This is a genomic window from Ramlibacter sp. G4-7 (assembly GCF_057784995.1).
Genome location: NZ_JBYNTT010000015.1, coordinates 1 through 17,949 on the forward strand (window position 1 = coordinate 1; position 17,949 = coordinate 17,949).

The 17,949-nt window shown below is 69.8% G+C and carries 16 protein-coding genes; 5 read left to right on the plus strand and 11 right to left on the minus strand.

Translation table 11 applies throughout. The features are described 5' to 3' along the window. Nucleotides 1-122: 122 nt before the first annotated feature. The 6 genes from AC3EGR_RS19285 to AC3EGR_RS19310 form a co-directional block, all read right to left on the minus strand. Entirely contained in the window at nucleotides 123-1,910 is a 1,788-nt protein-coding gene (locus AC3EGR_RS19285; RefSeq protein ID WP_488548137.1) for a UGSC family (seleno)protein, read from the minus strand. Between the two features lie 163 nt (nucleotides 1,911-2,073). Further along, nucleotides 2,074-3,141, minus strand: coding sequence for an Ldh family oxidoreductase (locus tag AC3EGR_RS19290; RefSeq protein WP_488548138.1), 1,068 nt, complete (start codon nucleotides 3,139-3,141; stop codon nucleotides 2,074-2,076). Then, a complete protein-coding gene (locus AC3EGR_RS19295) occupies nucleotides 3,141-4,103 on the minus strand; it encodes a Bug family tripartite tricarboxylate transporter substrate binding protein (protein WP_488548139.1) in 963 nt (320 codons plus the stop codon). The genes AC3EGR_RS19290 and AC3EGR_RS19295 overlap by 1 nt, the downstream gene beginning before the upstream one ends. A gap of 47 nt (nucleotides 4,104-4,150) precedes the next feature. Then, nucleotides 4,151-5,710 (minus strand): UxaA family hydrolase, encoded by a 1,560-nt coding sequence (locus AC3EGR_RS19300; RefSeq protein WP_488548140.1) that lies wholly within the window; start codon nucleotides 5,708-5,710, stop codon nucleotides 4,151-4,153. Further along, nucleotides 5,710-6,906: a fumarylacetoacetate hydrolase family protein gene (locus tag AC3EGR_RS19305; protein ID WP_488548141.1), complete on the minus strand. Its 1,197-nt coding sequence runs from the start codon at nucleotides 6,904-6,906 to the stop codon at nucleotides 5,710-5,712. Before AC3EGR_RS19305 ends, AC3EGR_RS19300 begins: the two co-directional genes overlap by 1 nt. Nucleotides 6,907-6,967: 61 nt before the next feature. Next, a complete protein-coding gene (locus tag AC3EGR_RS19310) occupies nucleotides 6,968-7,726 on the minus strand; it encodes a FadR/GntR family transcriptional regulator (protein WP_488548142.1) in 759 nt (252 codons plus the stop codon). A 329-nt stretch (nucleotides 7,727-8,055) separates the two neighbouring features. Between AC3EGR_RS19310 and AC3EGR_RS19315 the strand changes: the two genes are divergently transcribed. Next, on the plus strand, nucleotides 8,056-9,318 hold the full coding sequence (locus AC3EGR_RS19315) for an MFS transporter (RefSeq protein WP_488548143.1): 1,263 nt from the start codon (nucleotides 8,056-8,058) through the stop codon (nucleotides 9,316-9,318). 268 nt (nucleotides 9,319-9,586) lie between these two features. Here the strand turns inward: AC3EGR_RS19315 and AC3EGR_RS19320 are convergent, their stop codons facing one another. Further along, nucleotides 9,587-9,847 (minus strand): HNH endonuclease signature motif containing protein, encoded by a 261-nt coding sequence (locus tag AC3EGR_RS19320; RefSeq protein ID WP_488548144.1) that lies wholly within the window; start codon nucleotides 9,845-9,847, stop codon nucleotides 9,587-9,589. Nucleotides 9,848-10,240: 393 nt separating this feature from the next. Then, the gene (locus AC3EGR_RS19325) at nucleotides 10,241-11,050 is read right to left on the minus strand and encodes a Crp/Fnr family transcriptional regulator (RefSeq protein ID WP_488548145.1); all 810 of its coding nucleotides are present in this window, start codon (nucleotides 11,048-11,050) and stop codon (nucleotides 10,241-10,243) included. A gap of 159 nt (nucleotides 11,051-11,209) precedes the next feature. On the opposite strand from AC3EGR_RS19325, the gene AC3EGR_RS19330 reads away from it, so the two are divergent. From AC3EGR_RS19330 to AC3EGR_RS19340, 3 genes are all read left to right on the plus strand, one after another. Beyond that, on the plus strand, nucleotides 11,210-12,211 hold the full coding sequence (locus AC3EGR_RS19330; RefSeq protein ID WP_488548146.1) for a methyltransferase: 1,002 nt from the start codon (nucleotides 11,210-11,212) through the stop codon (nucleotides 12,209-12,211). Nucleotides 12,212-12,335: 124 nt separating this feature from the next. Then, a complete protein-coding gene (locus tag AC3EGR_RS19335) occupies nucleotides 12,336-13,733 on the plus strand; it encodes an iron-containing redox enzyme family protein (protein ID WP_488548147.1) in 1,398 nt (465 codons plus the stop codon). A 67-nt stretch (nucleotides 13,734-13,800) separates the two neighbouring features. Beyond that, entirely contained in the window at nucleotides 13,801-14,817 is a 1,017-nt protein-coding gene (locus AC3EGR_RS19340; protein WP_488548148.1) for a hypothetical protein, read from the plus strand. 7 nt (nucleotides 14,818-14,824) lie between these two features. Here AC3EGR_RS19340 and AC3EGR_RS19345 read toward each other — a convergent pair whose 3' ends face one another. The 3 genes from AC3EGR_RS19345 to AC3EGR_RS19355 are packed head-to-tail and all read right to left on the minus strand — an operon-like array spanning nucleotide 14,825 to nucleotide 16,798. Continuing rightward, a complete protein-coding gene (locus AC3EGR_RS19345; RefSeq protein ID WP_488548149.1) occupies nucleotides 14,825-15,235 on the minus strand; it encodes a DUF3037 domain-containing protein in 411 nt (136 codons plus the stop codon). Then, nucleotides 15,213-16,028, minus strand: coding sequence for a HipA family kinase (locus AC3EGR_RS19350; protein WP_488548150.1), 816 nt, complete (start codon nucleotides 16,026-16,028; stop codon nucleotides 15,213-15,215). The genes AC3EGR_RS19345 and AC3EGR_RS19350 overlap by 23 nt, the downstream gene beginning before the upstream one ends. A gap of 26 nt (nucleotides 16,029-16,054) precedes the next feature. Further along, nucleotides 16,055-16,798: a glutathione peroxidase gene (locus AC3EGR_RS19355; RefSeq protein ID WP_488548151.1), complete on the minus strand. Its 744-nt coding sequence runs from the start codon at nucleotides 16,796-16,798 to the stop codon at nucleotides 16,055-16,057. A 105-nt stretch (nucleotides 16,799-16,903) separates the two neighbouring features. On the opposite strand from AC3EGR_RS19355, the gene AC3EGR_RS19360 reads away from it, so the two are divergent. Further along, the gene (locus tag AC3EGR_RS19360; protein ID WP_488548152.1) at nucleotides 16,904-17,863 is read left to right on the plus strand and encodes a Gfo/Idh/MocA family protein; all 960 of its coding nucleotides are present in this window, start codon (nucleotides 16,904-16,906) and stop codon (nucleotides 17,861-17,863) included. Nucleotides 17,864-17,949: the final 86 nt, after the last annotated feature.

Sequence of the window (17,949 nt, forward strand, 5' to 3'; positions counted from 1 at the left end):
TCGGGCATTCTTATGGGTGTTCATCCGGTTTGGAAAGTTGAGTTCACTGGGGGTTTGGCGATTCCCAGTCTCTCAAAACCTCTCCGGGTGAACACCCGCAAGAACCTATTGAACCTTCACACCTAGCGCCAGTCGTCGATGCGCACCGTCTTCATGTACTGGAAGTCCGTCGTGTACCAGTACGCGTTCTTTTCGCCGCCGACCACCAGCGTGCTGATGGCCTTGGGATCCGCGAAGCGGGGAACGCGCGAGCCGGGCGGCTGCGCGAGGTAGGAGGCGAAGGGCTCGGTGCCCTTGCGCGCGAGCGGCTCGATGTAGTTGACCACCAGCTGGTAGTCCCAGTAGGTCTCGTACGGCAGCGTCGAGTGCTCGTGGAACCATTGGGCGAGCTGGTCCTTCGACCTGAAGCCCTCGCGTTCCGCCAACGCACGTGCTGCCAGCGGTTCCACCAGCAGCGTGAGGCCGGTGGAGGGCACCGGCGTGTAGCCGGCCACCATGTTCAGCAGTTGCTCTCGCCAGGTCTTCGCGCGGATCTCCAGCATGTGGCTGAAGGTGCGGCCGCGGAAGATGCTGACGGTGCTCTCCTCCGGATCGAAGCCCTTCTGCACGTGGAAGGGTTCCCAGGGGCTGCGCTCCTGGTTCTCGGCAAAGCAGATTCCCGCGTAGTTGAGCGGATTGCCCTGCGAGCCCAGGTAAGTGATCCCCGGCACGGCGCCGCCCCCCAGGTTGCGCGAGAGCAGATGGTAGGCACGGGCGATCGCCGCGTTCGCGTGGTTGAAGGGGCCCAGCGCCCCCAGCCCGGCGTTCATGCGGATCTCGTGGCGGATCGGTCCGTTGACGACCACCATCGTTGCAAAGCCGCTGGTGGAACTGTGCAGCGCCGTGACCTCGCTGGCGGCCAGCGCCAGGATGACCGGAAAGTGTTCGGGCTGGGCACCGGCCATCACGGCGTTGGCGGCCACCTGCTCCACCGTGTACGTCCAGTCTTCCTGCGTCTGTGTCGGGCGCATCTGCCCCACGACCTCGCCCGGGTCGTGGCTCGTCGCCGCCAGCATCGCCGACACGCGCTCGGGCGTGGGAAGCACCACGGGCAGCCCGTCGGACCACCAGGCTTCGCGGAACATGGCGTGCAGTTCGTCTTCCGCGTCGGCGCCCAGCATGCGCGGCACCGGCCGCTCGACCTGCCCAGTGGCCGACTCCTCGGCCGTCAGCGGCGCGGTCAGTGCCTGCACGATGCCGTCGATCACGGGCGTGCCCGCCACCGGGTCGGGCCCGCGCACGTAGTCCCGCAACTGCGCGGGCGTCTTGCCGCTCACCGGATGCGGAACGAAGGTGAAGCGCAGGCGGGGCATGCCGGCCTTGCGGCTGACGGCCCGCACGAGGTCGGGGAAGGCGGAGGTGACCAGGGGCGCCGTCGGGATGCCCCGCTCCTCCAGGTTCATGCAGTGCACGGCCACCGCGGGCGCGCAGGTGCTGCAGTGGCCGATGGCCATGATCACCAGGGCCGCATTCGCCTCGATCTCCTTCCAGAGCTCCGGGTCGTCTTCGGTATAGCCGCCGCGCTTCTGGCGCACCACGGTCTTCACGTCCGGAAAGCGTTCGGCGAACACGCCCTGGATCTCCTCCAGGAAGGCCTTGCCGTTCATGAAGCGCACGTCCACCAGGTACACGGTGCGCCCTGCAAGCCCGCCGCGGCGCGCCGCCATGGGGCGCAGGCGGATCGCTGGTGCCGTGCCCCGCGGGTTGAGCACACGGACGCGCTTGCCGCGCGGATCGAAATCGCCGCGCGCGATGCGCCGCTCCATCACCTCGCCCGGATAGGCTTCGAGCTCACAGGCGCCGACCAGGGCGTCGAGTTCCGCCGGTGCGACGGCCGGGCTGGCGGGATCAGGCGGGGACAGGTTGCTCACGGCGGCTCCGGGTAGTTGCGGCATTCTTCAACGCCCCGGCCCCGCCGTAAATTGAAAAGATCTTCGCCGCAGTTAACCTGCGGGTAACGCGTGCTCGCCCGCGAGGACCACGGGTTGTCGTGGTCCTCGCGACTTCAGCCCGCCGCGCCGGCGACGAAGTGCCTCAGTGCGCTCCCACACCCTTGGGCAACGGCACCCCGTACTTCTGCGCCCACGGCGTGATCGCAGGCAGGATGCCCTCGTGCAGCAGGACGCCCTCTTGCACCTGGCTGGCGGCCAGCTGGTAGCCTCGTTCGCCGGGCAGGCGAACCGGCCTCTGCGCGTCGACGGGCCTGGCGGCGCGGCACTGGCGTGCCACCTCGCCCATCTGGCGCTCGAAGGCGTCGAGCCCGGCGAAGGCCGCCGGGTCCAGCACCTGCAGGAACACGGTGGCGCCCCAGCCTTCGCGCGCGTCGGCGCGGCCATGGCCCGCGAGGCCGCCGGTCAGGGCCTCGACCAGCAGCGACAGCCCGTAGCCCTTGTGTCCCGAATCGAGCCCGCCCAGCGGCAGGATGGTGCCTTTCGGCTCGTTGAACAGCACGGCCGGATCGTTCGACGGCTGACCCCGGCCATCGATCAACCACGGCGCCGGCAGCTTGCCGCCCTCCTGGTGCAGGCGCCCCGTCATGCCGTTGGTGGTGGTCGACGTGGAGATGTCGACCGAGGCCGGCGTGCCGCCCGTGGGGAAGCCCGCCGAAATCGGATTCGGCGTGAAGACCGGGTCCAGGCCGCCGAAGGGCGCGACGCTGGCCGTGTTGGGGTCGGAACAGGTGAGCAGCAGCACCAGGCCCTGCTCCGCGGCGCGCCGGTGGTAACTCGCCAGGCAGGCGATGTGGTGGCTGCGCCGGATCACGATGGTGCCGGTGCCCTGCTCGCGTGCCTGCCGCGTCGCCTCTTCCAGGGCCCGCAGCACCAGCCACGGTCCCGGCAACCGGCGGCCGTCCCACAGCTGCGCGGCCGGCCGCGACGACAGCACCTTGGGCTCGCCCTCGAGCGCCATGCCGCCCTTCTCGATCTCGGCGAGATACGGCGCGAGCAGCTGCAGGCCGTGCGTGGTGTGCCCCATCAGGTCGCCGTCGACCAGAACGGTCGCGACGGCCTGCGCCTTGTCCGCCGGCATCCCCGCTTTCGCAAGCAGGGCCCCGGCGAAGTCGGTGAGTTGCGCGGCGGAGAGCCGCACGTTCCCTGCCATCACTGGCCCTTGATGCCGAGTTTCTGGATCAGCGCGCCGTAGTAGGCGTGGTCGCGCGCCATCACGGCGCCGAACGCATCGCCGTCCGCATAGGCGTAGCCCATGTTCTGCTTGTCCAGCGCTTCACGCAGGCTGGGTTCCTTCGCGGTTTCCGCGGCCATGGTGCGCAGGGCGGCCACGATCTCCGGCGACGTGCCCTTGGGCACGGCCAGCCCGCGCCAGGTGCCGATCTGGATGTCCAGGCCGCGCTCCTTCAGCGTGGGCACGTTCTCGAAACCCTTGATGCGCTGGTCCGACATCACGCCCAGCACGCGCAGCTTGCCGGCGGCGACGTGCGGGTACACCTCGGCGGCGCTCACGGTGATGGCTTCGATGTGGCCACCCAGCAGCGACAGCGCAGCGGGATTGGCACCCGCAAACGGGACGTGGGTGAACTTCGCGCCCGTCTTGTCCTCGACCGCGGCGGCGGCCAGGTGCCAGGTGGAGCCGTTGCCGCCGTTGCCGATGCGGAACTCGCCCTTCTTGGCGGCCGCGACGAATTCCTCCACCGTCTTCCAGGGAGCGTCGGCGCGCACGGTGATCGCCGCCGGGTCGTAGTTGAGGCGGGCGATCGGCGTGAAGTCCTGGTAGGTGATCTTGGTCAGCCCCATGTTCGGCTGCGTCATGAGGTCGGTCGCCAGCAGGGCCACCTTGTAGCCGGGCTCCTTGCCGTTCAGGACGTCGGCCCAGCCGATGGCACCGGCGGCGCCGGGCTTGTTCATCACGATCAGCGGCTGCGACAGGTGCTTCATCGCCGCCATCGCGAAGGCGCGACCGAGCACGTCGGTGCCGCCGCCCGCCGGGTAGGGCACCACCAGTTCGACCGGTTTGGCCGGGTACGCGGGCGGCTGCGCCATCGTGGAAAGGGGCAGCGTGGCGAGGGCCATCAGGCCGAGAAGGTGGCGGCGGTTCGGGAAGTTCATGTTGTCTCCGGGTCGGGTTGCGTGAAAGTGAATGAGGGGAACAGGGTTCAGGTGATCGCGCCGAGCTGCCAGGGCACGAATTCGTTCTGGCCGTAGCCATGCAGCTCGCTCTGCGTCTTCTCGCCCGAGGCGATGCGCAGCAGCGTCTGGAAGATCTCTTCGCCCATGGCATCGACGGACAGCTCGCCATCGGCGATCGGCCCGCAGTTGATGTCCATGTCGGCGCGCTGGCGCTGCCACAGCGTGGTGTTGGTCGCCAGCTTCAGCGAGGGCGTGGGCGCGCAGCCGTAGGCGGAGCCGCGGCCGGTGGTGAAGCAGATCAGGTTGGCGCCGCCCGCCACCTGGCCGGTGGCGCTGACGGGGTCGTAGCCCGGGGTGTCCATGAAGACCAGGCCGTGCGAGCGCACCGGCTGCGCGTATTCGACGACCTCCACCAGGTTGGTGCTGCCGCCCTTGGCGACGGCGCCCAGCGACTTCTCCAGGATGGTCGTGAGGCCGCCGGCCTTGTTGCCCGCCGAGGGGTTGTTGTTCATGTCGGCGCCCATGCGCTCGCAGTACGCCTCCCACCAGCGGATGCGATCGAGCAGCTTGTCGGCCACGGCGCGGCTTTGCGCGCGGCGCGTCAGCAGGTGTTCCGCCCCGTAGATCTCCGGCGTCTCCGACAGGATGGCGGTGCCGCCGTGGCGCACCAGCCGGTCCATCGCCGCACCCAGCGCCGGGTTGGCGGTCATGCCCGAGTAGCTGTCCGAGCCGCCGCACTGCAGGCCCACGACCAGGTGGCTGGCGGGGACCGGCACGCGCTCGACGCGGTTGGCCTCCGGCAGCAGCGCGCGCACGGCTTCCACGCCGCGCTGCACCGCCAGCGCGGTACCGCCGCTGTCCTGGATGTTGAAGGTCTGCAGCGCCGCGCCCTCGGCCAGGCCCTCGTGCTCGATCCAGGAGGAGATCTGGTTGGTCTCGCAGCCCAGCCCGATGACGAGCACGGCGGCGAAGTTCGCGTGGCGCGCATAGCCGGCCAGGGTGCGGCGCAGGACGCGCAGGCCCTCGCCTTCCGAATCGACGGCGCAACCGGCGCCGTGCGTGAGGGCGACGACGCCGTCGACGTTCGGGAAGTCGGCCAGCGCTTGCGGCCGGATGTCGCGGCGGAAGTGGTCGGCGATGGCGCGTGCCGCCGTGGCCGAGCAGTTCACCGAGGTGAGCACGCCGATGTAGTTGCGCGTGGCCACGCGGCCGTCGGCGCGCACGATGCCCATGAAGGTGGCGGGTTGGGCCGCGGCTTCGGTGGCGCGCGCATCGACGCCGGCCACGCCGGCGGCGTCGCGGTCGAAGCTGCCCATCGCCAGGTTGTGCACGTGCACGTGGGCGCCGCAGCGGATCGCCTGCGAGGCGAAGCCGATGATCTGGCCGTAGCGGCGCACGGGCTGGCCGGCGGCGATGTCGCGCACGGCGATCTTGTGGCCGGGCGGGATGAGTCCCGCCACGCGCACGCCCTCCTCCTCCGGCAAGGACGTGCCGGAGACGAGCTGCTTGCGGGCGATGACGACGTCGTCGTCCGCGTGCAGGCGGATGGTGAGCGGCCCCACCGGGGTGCTGGTCGACGCGTCCATCAGATCCTGCCTTTCGCCAGCAGCCCGCGCTGCGCCAGGTTGGCGATGAAGGCGCGCAGGCCGAAGGTCCAGGGCGCGGCCTGCTCGCTGTGCGTCACCCGGTTGCACAGCTCGCCCAGGCGGGCGCTGCGGATGGACACGCGGTCGCCCACCTTGTGCGTGAAGCCTGCGCCCGGCGCGTCGCGGTCCTGGGTGGGCGCGAACAGCGTGCCCAGGAACAGCATGAAGCCGTCCGGGTACTGGTGCGCCGCGACCGCCTGGTCGACGATGTCCTGCGGCTCGCGGCTGATGAACTCCATGGAGTTGAGTCCTTCCAGCACGAAGCCCTCCGGGCCGTCGACGCGCAGGTCCACCTTCTCGCGGCGCACGTCGGCGAGGCCGAAGCTGGCGTCGAACAGGCGGATGAAGGGGCCGATGGCGCAGGAGGCGTTGTTGTCCTTGGCCTTGGACAGCAGCAGCGCGCTGCGGCCTTCGAGGTCGCGCAGGTTGACGTCGTTGCCCAGGGCGGCGCCGACGATGCGGCCGCGGCTGTCGACCGCCAGCACGACTTCGGGTTCCGGGTTGTTCCAGGTGGAGTCGGAGCGGATGCCGATGTCGGCGCCCGTCCCCACCGAGGACAGCACCGGCGCCTTGCTGAACACCTCCGCATCCGGGCCGATGCCCACTTCCAGGTACTGCGACCAGAGGCCCTGCTCCTGCAGCAGCGACTTCAGGCGCATGGCCTGCTCCGAGCCCGGCTTGACCGCCGAGAGGTCGGTGCCGATCTGGGCGACGACGCGCGCCCGCACCTCCTGCGCCTTGCCCGGGTCGCCGTCGGCCTGTTCCTCGATCACGCGCTCGATCAGGCTGGTGGCGAAGGTCACGCCGGCCGCCTTCACCACCTGCAGGTCACAGGGCGCGAGGAAAAAGGGCTGGCCTGCCTTGCGCTGCGACTCGTCGCTGTTGGCGAGGATCTCTTCCAGGCTGCCCAGGCGCTCGCCCGTGGCCTCGCGCACCGCACGGGCCGGCTCGGGCAGGTCCAGCAGCGTGCTCATGGTCGGGAACTCGGCCGAGAGGTCGTAGACCCCGTGTTCGCGCAGCGCGACCACGGAAGGACCTTGCACGTCGGGGCGCCAGACGCGTGCGACCAGGGTGCCGACATAGCCATCGTCGGGGAGGAAGCGGCTGGCCGACAGGTTCAGGGGATGCGGATGCATGGGCAGGGAAACTCCTTGGGAGCGAGGCGCCGGGACGGCAGCCGCTCGTGAAAGTGGGCGATCAGGACCAGGCGGTGGCGCCGGCCACGCGCGGCGGATTGGCGGGGGCGTCGCCATTGACGTTGGCCAGCTCCCAGCCGCGTTCCAGCGCGGCGCGCACGGTGTCCAGGTGGTGGTTCATGGCCGCGCGCGCGCCTTCGACGTCGCGCTTCTCGATCGCCTCGACGAGGCGGCGGTGCTCCTCGATGGCCTGCTCGTGGCGCTCCAGGCTGTCGAAGTGCTCGTCGAGCTTGCGGAACATGGCGCTGTAGCGGAAGTTCCAGAGCTGGTGCACCAGGTGCACCAGCGCGCTGTTGCCCGAGGCCTCGGCGATGCGCAGGTGGAACAGCGCGTCGGCGTCCAGGCCCATGCCGCGGTCCTTGATCTCGTCGGCCATCAGCTGCAGCGTTTCGCGGATGCGCGCATGGTCGCGGGCGCTGCCGTCGCGCGCCGCGAGTGCGGCCGTTTCGCCTTCGATCAGGTAGCGCGCGGACAGCACCTCGAACGGGCCCGGCTCGCCCATGGCAGCCGTCTGCGAATTGGCAGCGGGCGCGGCGTTCACGAACACGCCGAGGCCGACGCGCACGTCGACCAGCCCGTCGATTTCCAGCGCGATCAGCGCCTCGCGCACCGAGGCGCGGCTGACGTTGAACTGCTGCGAGAGGTCGCGCTCGGACGGCAGCCGGTCGCCTGGCTTGAACTCGCCACGGCGCACCAGGTCGCCGAGCTGGTCGGCGATCTGGCGGTAGAGGCGCTTGGAACTGATGGCTTCGATGGGCATGGAGGTTGGGTGGCCGGGTGGTCAGGCCACCGGACCAAGCGGACTTTAGGCGCAGGATGGGGTGTTGGCACGGGGGTTTACCCGTACGAAAGGCTTAATCCTGGCCTTCATGCCTTGGCCCAGGTGTTCGTGCGGCGCGGCGACTCGAACTCCCCCGGTGTTCGCGGGCTTGGCGGGCAGCGAAGGTCTTGCCGGCGAGGACTTCATCAAGTACGGCGACCTCGACAAGAAGTACCGGCAGTTCCTCCTTCGCGGCCGGATCGGGCGCACGGTTAGCATCGGCCCCTGCCCCGTCCCTTGCCGCCCGGCGCGGCACCCCTTCCCTCCCCATGCCCGTGCGACGCTCCTGGCCGCCCTTCTTCTGGATCTGCTATTCGATGTGCGTGGGGGTCATGGGGACGGCGCTCGCCAGCCCGCTGTATCCCCTGTACCAGGTGACGTGGAACCTGCGCGCCAGCGACATCACCCACATCTTCGTGGTCTACATGTTCGGGGTGCTGGCCAGCCTGCTGTTCATGGGCCGGCTCACTGCACGCTTCGGCTTCCTGGCCAACCTGCGGCTCGGCCTGGTGCTCATGACCCTGGGCATCGTGCTGTCCGCGCTGGCGGGAAACGTCCCCGTGTTCATGGCCGCGCGCCTGGTGATCGGCATCGCTTCGGGGATGATCAGCACCTCGGCGGCGATCGGCCTCGTGCAGACCGGTGCGGGACGCGATCCGCGGCGCGTGTCGGCGATCACCACGGTGGCGATGACGCTGGGCTTCGGGATGGGCCCGCTGGCCGGCGGCCTGGTCGCGCAATGGCTGCCGCGCCCCCTGGTGACCGCCTACGTTCCGTCCATTGCGATGGGCCTGCTGGCGGTGTATGCCTTGTTCCAGCTGCGTGACCCCACGCCGCCCGCGGCGGCGGGGCACGCGGTGCCCGTCGGTGGGCTGCGGGCGGCCATCGCGCAGTGGATGCCTCGCTTCGCGCGACCGCCGCGCAGGGGGCGTCGCCATTTCTGGATCGCCAGCCTGGGCGCGTTCAGCGCCTTCGGGATGTTCAGCCTGTATGCCTCGCTGGCTCCCAGCCTCATGCGCGAACTGATTCCCTGGCACGGCCCCGCCGTGAGCGGATCCACGATCGCCGCGATCCTGTTCCTGTCCTCGGGCTTCCAGTTCCTCGTGCGGAACTGGCGCACCAAGACGGTGGTCGTGGTCGGCGGCGCGGCGCTCGTCGCCTGCAACCTGCTGCTCGCGTGGACCACCTCCAGCCGCACGGCGTCGCTGTTCGCAGCCAGCGTGCTGGTGACCGCCTTCGGCCATGGCCTCGCCAACGTCGCCGGCATGTCGGTGATCGGCAAGCTCACGCTTGCCAGGCAGCGCGCCGGGTTGCTGGCCTCGTACATGATCGTCGGCTACCTGGGCACCATCGTTCCCATCGTGGCGGTGGGCTGGCTGGCCGACCACCTCGGCCTGAGTCGCGCCGTGGCGGTCTTCTGCTACGCGATGGCGGCGCTCAGCGCCGCAATTGCCATGCTCGCGGCGCGCACCGTCGAACTCCCGCTGCCGCCCGTGGAAGCCGCCGACCCGCAGGCGGCCCCACCGACCTAGGCTCCGACGCAGCGCAGGTCTTCGCGCGCTTCAGGCCGGAAGCGGAGGCCTCCGCCTGCACTTCCTCGATCGGGTAACCGTTGCAGTACAGGAGCGCGTGCCCGCGCACGACCCCTTCGCTGACCTGCCATGGCCGCCATTCGAGCCTGATGGTCCTGGCATCGGAAGAGAGCACCTTGTCGGGTGGGGTCGCGCAGCCGGCGAGAAGCGCCGCCGCGCCGAGCAAGAGTTTTGTCCTGTTCATCGGGCACCTCCAGGGTGCCCCACTCTAGATCGAAGGCGCCGCGGGGCTCAAGGGCGGCACCTCATCCGCCGCACGTCTGGCGTGGCGCCGGTTGTTGCACACCCCATGGCTGATCGCCAGGTTCTCGATGTGGCTGCTGCCGCCCTCGCACAAGGGGGTGATGTGTTCCAGCGTGGCCTCCTCCGGCGCCACCGGATCGCCGCAGACCCAGCAAGGAACGACGCCGTGCAGCTGGCGGGCGACGGTGCGGTAGATCTTGGTGCGGGTCAGGGACAGGCGGCTCATGGGGCGTGCGAATTGCATTTCGGGACTGCCGCCGGCCATCGTAACCGACGGGATTCGCGGGCCTGCGGGCAAGGTAAGGGAAGAAAGGGCCGGCGTGGAGCAACGCCCTAGCGCGACTCCCTGCCCCCGACTGTCCGCAACCGTACAGATTCGCACCCGGGACTGGCCCCAGAATGGGCGGTCAATAGCAGCAGGAATCGAAAGCGGAAGATGTCCGGATCACACCCCCAGGGCCAACGCTCCGGCGAAGGCCCTGCCGGCCTGTGGAATCACATGCAGGACGACTACCAGCGCCGGGAGCAGGAGCCCCAGGCGCGATCCAGCGATGACTCGCACGCGCAGTACCCGCACGAGAGCGAGCAGCAGGATCGCAGGGACTCGGCCTGACGGCCGTCAGCCCTGAGGAAGCGCCACGGTCCGGATGCTGCTGGCGTCCTGGATGAGTTGCCTTTGCGGCTGGTAGCGCAGCAGGACGTCCGTTTCCGTCTTGACGACGCGGTAGCACTCGCAGCTCAGGGATTCGAGGCGTTCGCGGTCCAGCACCTCGATCAAGCCGCGCTCGTACGAGATCACGCCGAGCTTCTGCAACTTGACGGCGGCGTCCGTGACGCCTGACCGGCGCACGCCAAGCATGTTGGCGATGAACTCCTGCGTCATGGTCAGCCGGTTGTGCGACAGGCGGTCGAGCGACAGCAGGAGCCAGCGACACAGCTGCTGGTCGATCGAATGGTGCCGGTTGCACACCGCCGTCTGCCCGATCTGCGTGATCAGGGCCTGCGTGTATCGAAGCATCAGGAGCAGCAGCTCGCCGTGGCGCTCGAACTCCTCCTTCACGCGCGGTCTCGGCAGGCGATAAGCGGATCCCGCGCTCTGCACCAGGGAGCGGACGGGCGTGCTCTCCCCGCCCATGTACAGGGTGATGCCGAGCAGGCCCTCGTTGCCCACGACGGAGATGGCCGTCGATGCGCCGTTCGCCATCAGGTACTGCATCGAGATGATGGAATCCGTCGGAAAGTAGACGTGCCGCATCGGCCGGCCCGACTCGTACATCAGCGCCCGCAGGGGAAGCTCCACGAATTCGAGATGCTGGAACAGGCGCCCCTGAACCTCCGGCGAGAGGGCGCCGAGCAGCTGGTTTTGCGTGGGATGCGGGGACGGTTCACCCGGAGGCGTTGATTGGGTGCGCAGAAGTTTTGGCGCCATCGCAGGAAGTGTACAGACGAAGCCACCCGGCCCTGACGTCAGCCGCCCATCGCAGGTGCGTCGCCCCTCGACACACCCTGGCGGGGCGCCCTGCGCCCGCCCACGCAGCGTCGGCGTCGGCCGACACCCGCGGCACTCACTGCCCTGTAATCTCGGCCGATGAATGCTGTTGCCGACGCGGACCTCTTGCCGCCCACCTTGCTGCATCTGGCCGCCTGGTTGCGCGAACAGTCCTATGCATTCGTGACCGTGACGCCGGCCACGCACGCCCGCATCCTCGGGCGTCGCAAGGGACAGCCTGCGCGCGACCTGCGCGACGCATTCGGCTGGAGCCTGCCCTTCCCCGCAGGCCTGCTGCCCTCCCCGCAGCTGCAGGCGATGCAGGGTGCCGGGTTGCTGCAGGAGCTGGGCCAGGGCCTGTACCGCAGCGCGGTGCGATTCTCCACCCTGGGCAGCGGCCTCTTCGCCCATTCGGCCTACCCGACCGACGAACCCGATGCCGTGTTCTTCGGCCCGGACACCTACCGCTTCGTTGCCCTGGTCGAACAGGAGCTTGCGCGGCGGCCGCTGCGCCAGGGCGCCCGCATCCTGGACGTGGGGTGTGGCAGCGGGGCCGGCGGGATCATGGCCGCCCTCGCGAGCAGCGCGTGCCGGCCCGAGCTGGTCCTGGCCGATATCAATGCGCGCGCGCTGCGCTTTGCCGGCGCCAACGCGGCTTCCGTGGGCGTCCCGGACTCCAGCCTCGTGCAGGGGGACCTGTTCGCGCCGGTGAGGGGGGAGTTCGACCTGATCCTGGCGAACCCGCCCTACCTCAACGATGAGGGCCAGCGCCTGTACCGCCACGGGGGCGGGCGCTGGGGCGAGGCACTGTCCGAGCGGATCGTGCGCGAGGGGCTGGCCCGGCTCGCACCCGGTGGACGGCTGGTCCTCTACACGGGGGTGGCCATCGTGCAAGGACAGGACCCGCTGCTGCCCGCGCTGCTTCCGCTCCTGGCCGCCCGGGGCTGGCAGTGGAGCTACCGCGAGCTCGACCCCGATGTCTTTGGCGAAGAGCTGGAGAACGCGTCCTATGCAGAGGTTGAACGCATCGCGGTCACGGCCCTGGTGGTCCAGCGCGAAGCCGCGTCCGGAGGACCAGGCGTGCATTCCGTCCGCGCCTGATCGCGCGCACAAGGCCTTGTCCTGCAACTGGTAGGAGATCGCGCACCAACTTGGGGGGCGCGACCTGCTGGCGCCCCGCCGGCGCACTCGTCAGGATCGTGCGATGCACATCGGACAACAAGAAATGCGCCAGGTCCAGGCGCTCAGCAGCGGCCCCTTGCAGAGCCTGTACCACCGCCTCGCCGACCGTGAACCCGACGCCGCCACCCGCGCGGACGCAAGCTCCTTTCTCCACGCGAGACTCGGCGAGGTGGAGGACCTGCCAGCCGAACTTCCGGAAACCCCCGAGGAGCTGTTGTCCTGGATGGAAGGCAACATGCGCGGCGTCCACGGGCGCTACCAGGCGTACCTGCAGGAACGCGCGGCCGGTGCGCCGCGGCGCTTCTTCGCCAACCGGGCACAGGCCCTGTACGTGCTGCGCAACGTCGCGCCCACCAAGCTGGTGGACGGCGCCTGGCTTTACGGCCTGCTGCCGCACTGGACCAACCCGCGCCTGGGCGACCTGGTGCGCACCTACGTGGAGGAGCTCGGCGAAGGCGCGCCCGACAAGAACCACGTGGCGCTGTACCGGAGCCTTCTCGCGCGCTACGCGCTGGACCCGCTGGACGACCTGCCCGATGCCGTCTACGAACAAGGCGTCATCCAGCTCGCCCTGGGGTGGAACGCACAGGCCTTCCTGCCGGAGGTGATCGGCTTCAACCTCGCCTACGAACAGCTCCCGCTGCACCTGCTGGTCACCGCGTACGAGCTCAACGAGCTCGGTCTCGACCCTTACTACTTCACCCTGCACGTGACGGTGGACAACGCGGACACGGGCCACGCCCGGCGCGCGTGCCAGGCCGTGCTGGACATGCTGCCGCGGCTCGACGACGGTGGCGCGTTCTGGAAGCGCGTGCGCGCGGGCAGCAAGCTGGCCTGTACCGGCCTGGGCACCACGGCCATCGTGGAAGGCTTCGACCTGCGCGGCGAGGCCCTGCGCATCCTGGCGCGCAAGGCGCGCTCGGGCCAGGGGGCGCACTCCGACTATTGCCGCGTGGCGGGCCGCAGCATCAACGACTGGCTCGCACGCCCCGAGGAAATGGGGAGCTTTGTCGATGCCCTCGCCGCCGCCGGCTGGGTGCGCTTCGGCGAGCCGGCAGAGAACAGCCGCTTCTGGAAGCTGCTGCAGGGCGACCGCGCCGAAATGTTCGGCGTCTTCAGCAGCTACGAGCTGCAGGTGCTGCACGACTGGATCCGCGGCGAAGCCAGCGCCGATGGCCAGCCCTACCTCGAAGCGCAGCCTGCCGCGCCCCGCCGGCGCCGCGCCAGCTTCCGTGCCGCGCTCAGGGGCGCCGCGCCCCATCCTGCGCAGGAAGGGCAGGACACGCTGGATCCGGACCTGCTGCACCTGCGCGCGCAGTTGCTCGCAGCCGATGCCCAGGAACGCAACGACCTGCTGGTGCGCGCAATGTCGCCGGCAGTGCACTGGACGCCCGCAGGCATGGAGGCCACGAGGACCTTCTGGCAAGAGTTCACGCGCTAGCAAGCCGCGGCGTGTCCTCCAAGCGCTTGTCGTGCAGTGGTCGTGCCGGCCACGGGACAATGCCTGGATGTCGAACGCCACCCTCCAGTCCCTGCAGATCCGGCCGGATGGCGCCGACCCCGTGCTGGCGCAGCAGCAGGCCCGCTTCAATTCCCTCGTGCAGGACGTTGCGCTCTGGCGCGCCGCACTCGCCGAGTGGACGGAGCGCATCGCCCGCTACCACCAGGCCGTCGAGCCTGTCCACCGGGAACTCCATGCGGCCTGGCGGCACTGGGTCCTGGCGCTGGATCACGCCAGCCTGCAGTCCGGACTGACACGCGCCGAACGCGGGCAGCTGCACGAGTTGCTGCGCGAAGCAGCCAGCGCCCTCCTGCAGGTGCAGGACGATGCGGAGATCGCCGCCGTCGTCGCGCGGCACGAGGACGTTTCACCCTCCGCGCGTGCCACGCAGGAAGAGGTCGAGCACGCGGCCACCGATGCGACCCTGCTGGAGGACCTGGCGCAGGACTGGGAGCAACAGGCCGCCACCGCCGCCGCCCAGCGCCTCGAGCGCGCAGCGAAACGGCGTGCCGCCGCGGGCGTGAAAAAGCGCGCGCAGGCGGCGCAGGAGGCGTCCCAGTCCGTGCGCGCGGTGTACCGCAGGCTCGCCAGCGGTCTGCATCCGGACCGCGAGCCCGATGCGCAGCAGCGTGCGCGCAAGACGGCCCTCATGCAGCAGGCCAACCAGGCCTACGCCGAGGCCAACCTGCTGGCCCTGCTGGAACTGCAACTGGAAGCCGAGCAGGTCGATGCGGCGCACCTGGCCGCCGCCAACCAGCAGCGGCTGGAGCACTACATCCTCACGCTGCAGGAGCAACTGGCGGACTTGCAGGCGGAGACGCGGCGCCTCGAAGCCGGGTTTCGTGCAGCCACGGGCGTCGCGCCGGGTTCCGGGATGCAGCCGCGCAAGGCGGACCGGTTGATCTCCTCGGAAGCGCAAAGGCTGCGCGGCGAATTGCTGCTCCTGCGGGCCCAGGCGAAGGTGCTGCTCGACGTCGAGGAGACCAAGCGCTGGCTGCGGGAGACTGCCAAGCCTGGCAGGTGACCGCTTCCTACCCTGCTTTCCTGGCCGGGGCCGGCCGCCGCACCATCCTCTGCACCAGCCGCTCCATCGCTGCTTCCAGGTCGGTCCCGCGGCCCGTGTGCACGGCGGAGGTCTGCACGATCGTGCTGCGCGGCGCCGTCAGCCAGTCGAAGCGCGCGCGCAGCCCCAAGGCGCCGATCGGGCCGGCCTGCGGGCCGCCTTCGCAGATGCGTTCGATGGCCTGCAAGGCGGCCAGCACCGTGGGAACGTCCGCGGCCGGGTCCAGCGCCAGCAGCCGCTCGGTGTCCAGTTCGATGCGCGCCTTGAGGAAGGCGCGGGCCGTGCTGCACACGAGAACCCCCGCGTTGATGCACTCGCCGCGCTCCACGTGCGGCACCACGCGGATCAGCGTGTAGTCATACGCGCAGGGATCGTGCACGGACGGCCTCCTCGGTGAAGACGCGGGACGCGGCCAGGCGCGCCTGCAGGAAGTTGCAGTAGGCCTGGCGCTGGTCCGCCGGCGTGGCGAAGGTCTCCGTATCGCGCAGCCAGTCGTCGGGAACGAGATCCACGACCGCGGCGATGACGCCCCCGTCCAGGCGTTCGCGGCAGCGCGCATCGGCCGCCTCCAGGTCGGAGGCGAACGCCAGCAGCACGTGGTCGCGAATCGGCGCGAACGGCGAGGCAGCGCGCTCCATGTAGCCGTCCCACTGGTGCTGGAAGTACAGCGCCGCCCCATGGTCGATGAGCCACAGCCGCCGGTGCCACAGCAGCATGTTGGTGTTGCGCGCGGTACGGTCGACGTTCATCACGAAGGCGTCCAGCCACACGATGTCCGAGGCGAGCGCCGCGTCCGGCTGGTACACGAGCGGATCGTACGCGGCCGCACTGGGCAGGAAATCGAGCCCCAGGTTCAGGCCGACGCTGGCCCGGATCAGGTCCTGGATCTCGGGATCCGCCTCGGTGCGCGCCAGGTCCGCGTGCAGGTCCATGAACACCAGCTCGGGCACCAGCAGGCCGAGGGCGCGCGCCAGTTCGCCGGCCACGAGCTCCGCGACCAGCGCCTTGCGGCCCTGCCCGGCGCCGCTGAACTTCAGCACGTACAGCCCGTCGTCGTCGCCTTCCACGACGGCGGGCATGGAGCCGCCTTCGCGCAAGGGCGTCACGTAGCGGGCCGTCGCCACCGAACGCAGGGGCGCAGGCAGGCGTGGCGCGATGGTCGAGTTGGACATGGCGCCATTGTGACGCCATGGCGGGCTCAGCCCTGCCGCTGCCTCACCCATTTCTCGACGGCGTCGCTGCCCCCGATCAGCTCGCCGTTGACGAACAGCTGCGGCACCGTCTTCGCCTTCGCGATGGCGCCCAGCGCACGGGTGCGCACGCTGTGCGGCAAGGACACGTCCGCGTAGGTCACGCCCGCCTCGTCCAGCAGCTTCTTCGCCTTGGCGCAGAAGGCGCAGCCTTCGCGCGAGAGCAGCGCGACCTGGTCGGGCTCCCGGGCGTCCTTGTTGACGTAGTGCAGCAGCGTGTCGGCGTCGGACACCTTGAACGGGTCGCCGGGTTCGTCGGGCTCGACGAACATCTTCTCGACGATGCCGTCGCGCACCAGCATCGAGTAGCGCCAGGAACGCTTGCCGAAGTTCAGGTCGCTCTTGTCCACCAGCATGCCCATCTGTTCGGTGAAGGCGCCGTTGCCGTCCGGCAGCATGAAGATGTTGTCGCTTTCCTGGCTCTTCGCCCACTCCTCCATCACGAAGGGGTCGTTCACGGCGATGCAGACCACCTGGTCGACGCCGTTGTCCTTGAAGGTCGGGGCCAGCTCGTTGAAGCGCGGCAGGTGGGTGCTGGAACAGGTGGGCGTGAAGGCGCCCGGCAGGGAGAACACGGCCACCGTGCGCCCCTTGAACAGGGCGTCGGAGGTGATCTCCTTCCATTCGTTGTCCGCGCGGTAGCGGAACTTGACCTGGGGAACCGGCTTCCCTTCGCGGGTCGGCTGTGGCATGGCGTCGCTCTCGTGCTGTGGCAGATCGCGCATCTTGCGCCGGAAGCGGCCGCTTGTGGGCCGGGGTATGCTGGTCTTCGCGTTCCAGTCATGGAGGGGCGGATCATGTCGGATGTTCGCTGGGGCATTCTGGGTGCCTCGAAGTTCGCGCGCGAGTTCATGGCGCCAGCCCTCACGCTGGCGCCTGGCGGCCATGTCGCTGCACTGGCCACCTCGGACCCGGCCAAGGCCGAGCCATTCCGCTCGCTCGCCCCGGGGCTGCGCGTGCATGCGGATTACGACTCGCTGCTCGCCGATCCCGCCATCGACGCGGTCTACATCCCGCTGCCCAACACGATGCACGTGGAATGGAGCCTCAAGGCGATGCGGGCGGGCAAGCACGTGCTCTGCGAGAAACCGATGACCATGCAGGCGGTCGAGTTCGACCAGCTGATCGCTGCCCGCGATGCGGCCGGTGTGCTGGCCGCCGAAGCCTTCATGATCGTGCACCATCCGCAATGGCAGCGCGCCCGCAAGCTGCTGGCGGAGAGGGCGGTCGGGCGGCTGTGGCGCATCGACGGCGCGTTCACCTTCAACAACCGGGACGCGGGCAACATCCGCAACCAGGCCCGCATGGGCGGGGGCGCGCTGCGTGACATCGGCTGCTATGTCATGGGCAGCGCCCGCTTTGCCACCGGCCTGGAGGCGACCGAGGTGCAGGCTCGCATCCAGTGGGAGAACGGCGTCGACGTCTATGCCGCCATCTCCGCCAGGTTCGGCGATGCGGACTTCGTCAACGTCACGTCGATCCGCATGCATCCCCGCCAGGAGCTGACCTTCCATGGCGACGCGGGGGTGTTGCGCTTGCCGGTGCCGTTCAACGCGCGCGTCTTCGGCGAAGCGAGGCTGGAACTGCACCGCGGCACCGAGACCGTCATCGAACGGTGGCCCGCGGCCAACCACTACGAGCTGCAGGCGGCCGCCTTCAACCGCACGGTGCGCGAAGGCGGGGACTATCCCTGTCCCCTGGAATTCTCCCGGGGCACGCAGGCGATGGTGGACGCCGCGTTCGCCAGCGCCGGCTGACGTCGGCCCGCCTGGCCGGCGCCCGCGGCGACCCGCCGCTCAGGCCGCTGCAGGCGAGGCGCACAGGCAGCCGGCCTCTGCGCCCT

Bases quoted from the DNA above. Each gene is read 5' to 3' on its own strand.
- AC3EGR_RS19300 (WP_488548140.1), bottom strand. From the start codon at position 5,710: ATGGACGCGTCGACCAGCACCCCGGTGGGGCCGCTCACCATCCGCCTG.
- AC3EGR_RS19335 (WP_488548147.1), top strand. From the start codon at position 12,336: ATGCGCCAGGTCCAGGCGCTCAGCAGCGGCCCCTTGCAGAGCCTGTAC.
- AC3EGR_RS19330 (WP_488548146.1), top strand. From the start codon at position 11,210: ATGAATGCTGTTGCCGACGCGGACCTCTTGCCGCCCACCTTGCTGCAT.
- AC3EGR_RS19340 (WP_488548148.1), top strand. From the start codon at position 13,801: ATGTCGAACGCCACCCTCCAGTCCCTGCAGATCCGGCCGGATGGCGCC.
- AC3EGR_RS19325 (WP_488548145.1), bottom strand. From the start codon at position 11,050: ATGGCGCCAAAACTTCTGCGCACCCAATCAACGCCTCCGGGTGAACCG.
- AC3EGR_RS19290 (WP_488548138.1), bottom strand. From the start codon at position 3,141: ATGGCAGGGAACGTGCGGCTCTCCGCCGCGCAACTCACCGACTTCGCC.
- AC3EGR_RS19310 (WP_488548142.1), bottom strand. From the start codon at position 7,726: ATGCCCATCGAAGCCATCAGTTCCAAGCGCCTCTACCGCCAGATCGCC.
- AC3EGR_RS19355 (WP_488548151.1), bottom strand. From the start codon at position 16,798: ATGCCACAGCCGACCCGCGAAGGGAAGCCGGTTCCCCAGGTCAAGTTC.
- AC3EGR_RS19320 (WP_488548144.1), bottom strand. From the start codon at position 9,847: ATGAGCCGCCTGTCCCTGACCCGCACCAAGATCTACCGCACCGTCGCC.
- AC3EGR_RS19350 (WP_488548150.1), bottom strand. From the start codon at position 16,028: ATGTCCAACTCGACCATCGCGCCACGCCTGCCTGCGCCCCTGCGTTCG.
- AC3EGR_RS19315 (WP_488548143.1), top strand. From the start codon at position 8,056: ATGCCCGTGCGACGCTCCTGGCCGCCCTTCTTCTGGATCTGCTATTCG.
- AC3EGR_RS19360 (WP_488548152.1), top strand. From the start codon at position 16,904: ATGTCGGATGTTCGCTGGGGCATTCTGGGTGCCTCGAAGTTCGCGCGC.
- AC3EGR_RS19295 (WP_488548139.1), bottom strand. From the start codon at position 4,103: ATGAACTTCCCGAACCGCCGCCACCTTCTCGGCCTGATGGCCCTCGCC.
- AC3EGR_RS19305 (WP_488548141.1), bottom strand. From the start codon at position 6,906: ATGCATCCGCATCCCCTGAACCTGTCGGCCAGCCGCTTCCTCCCCGAC.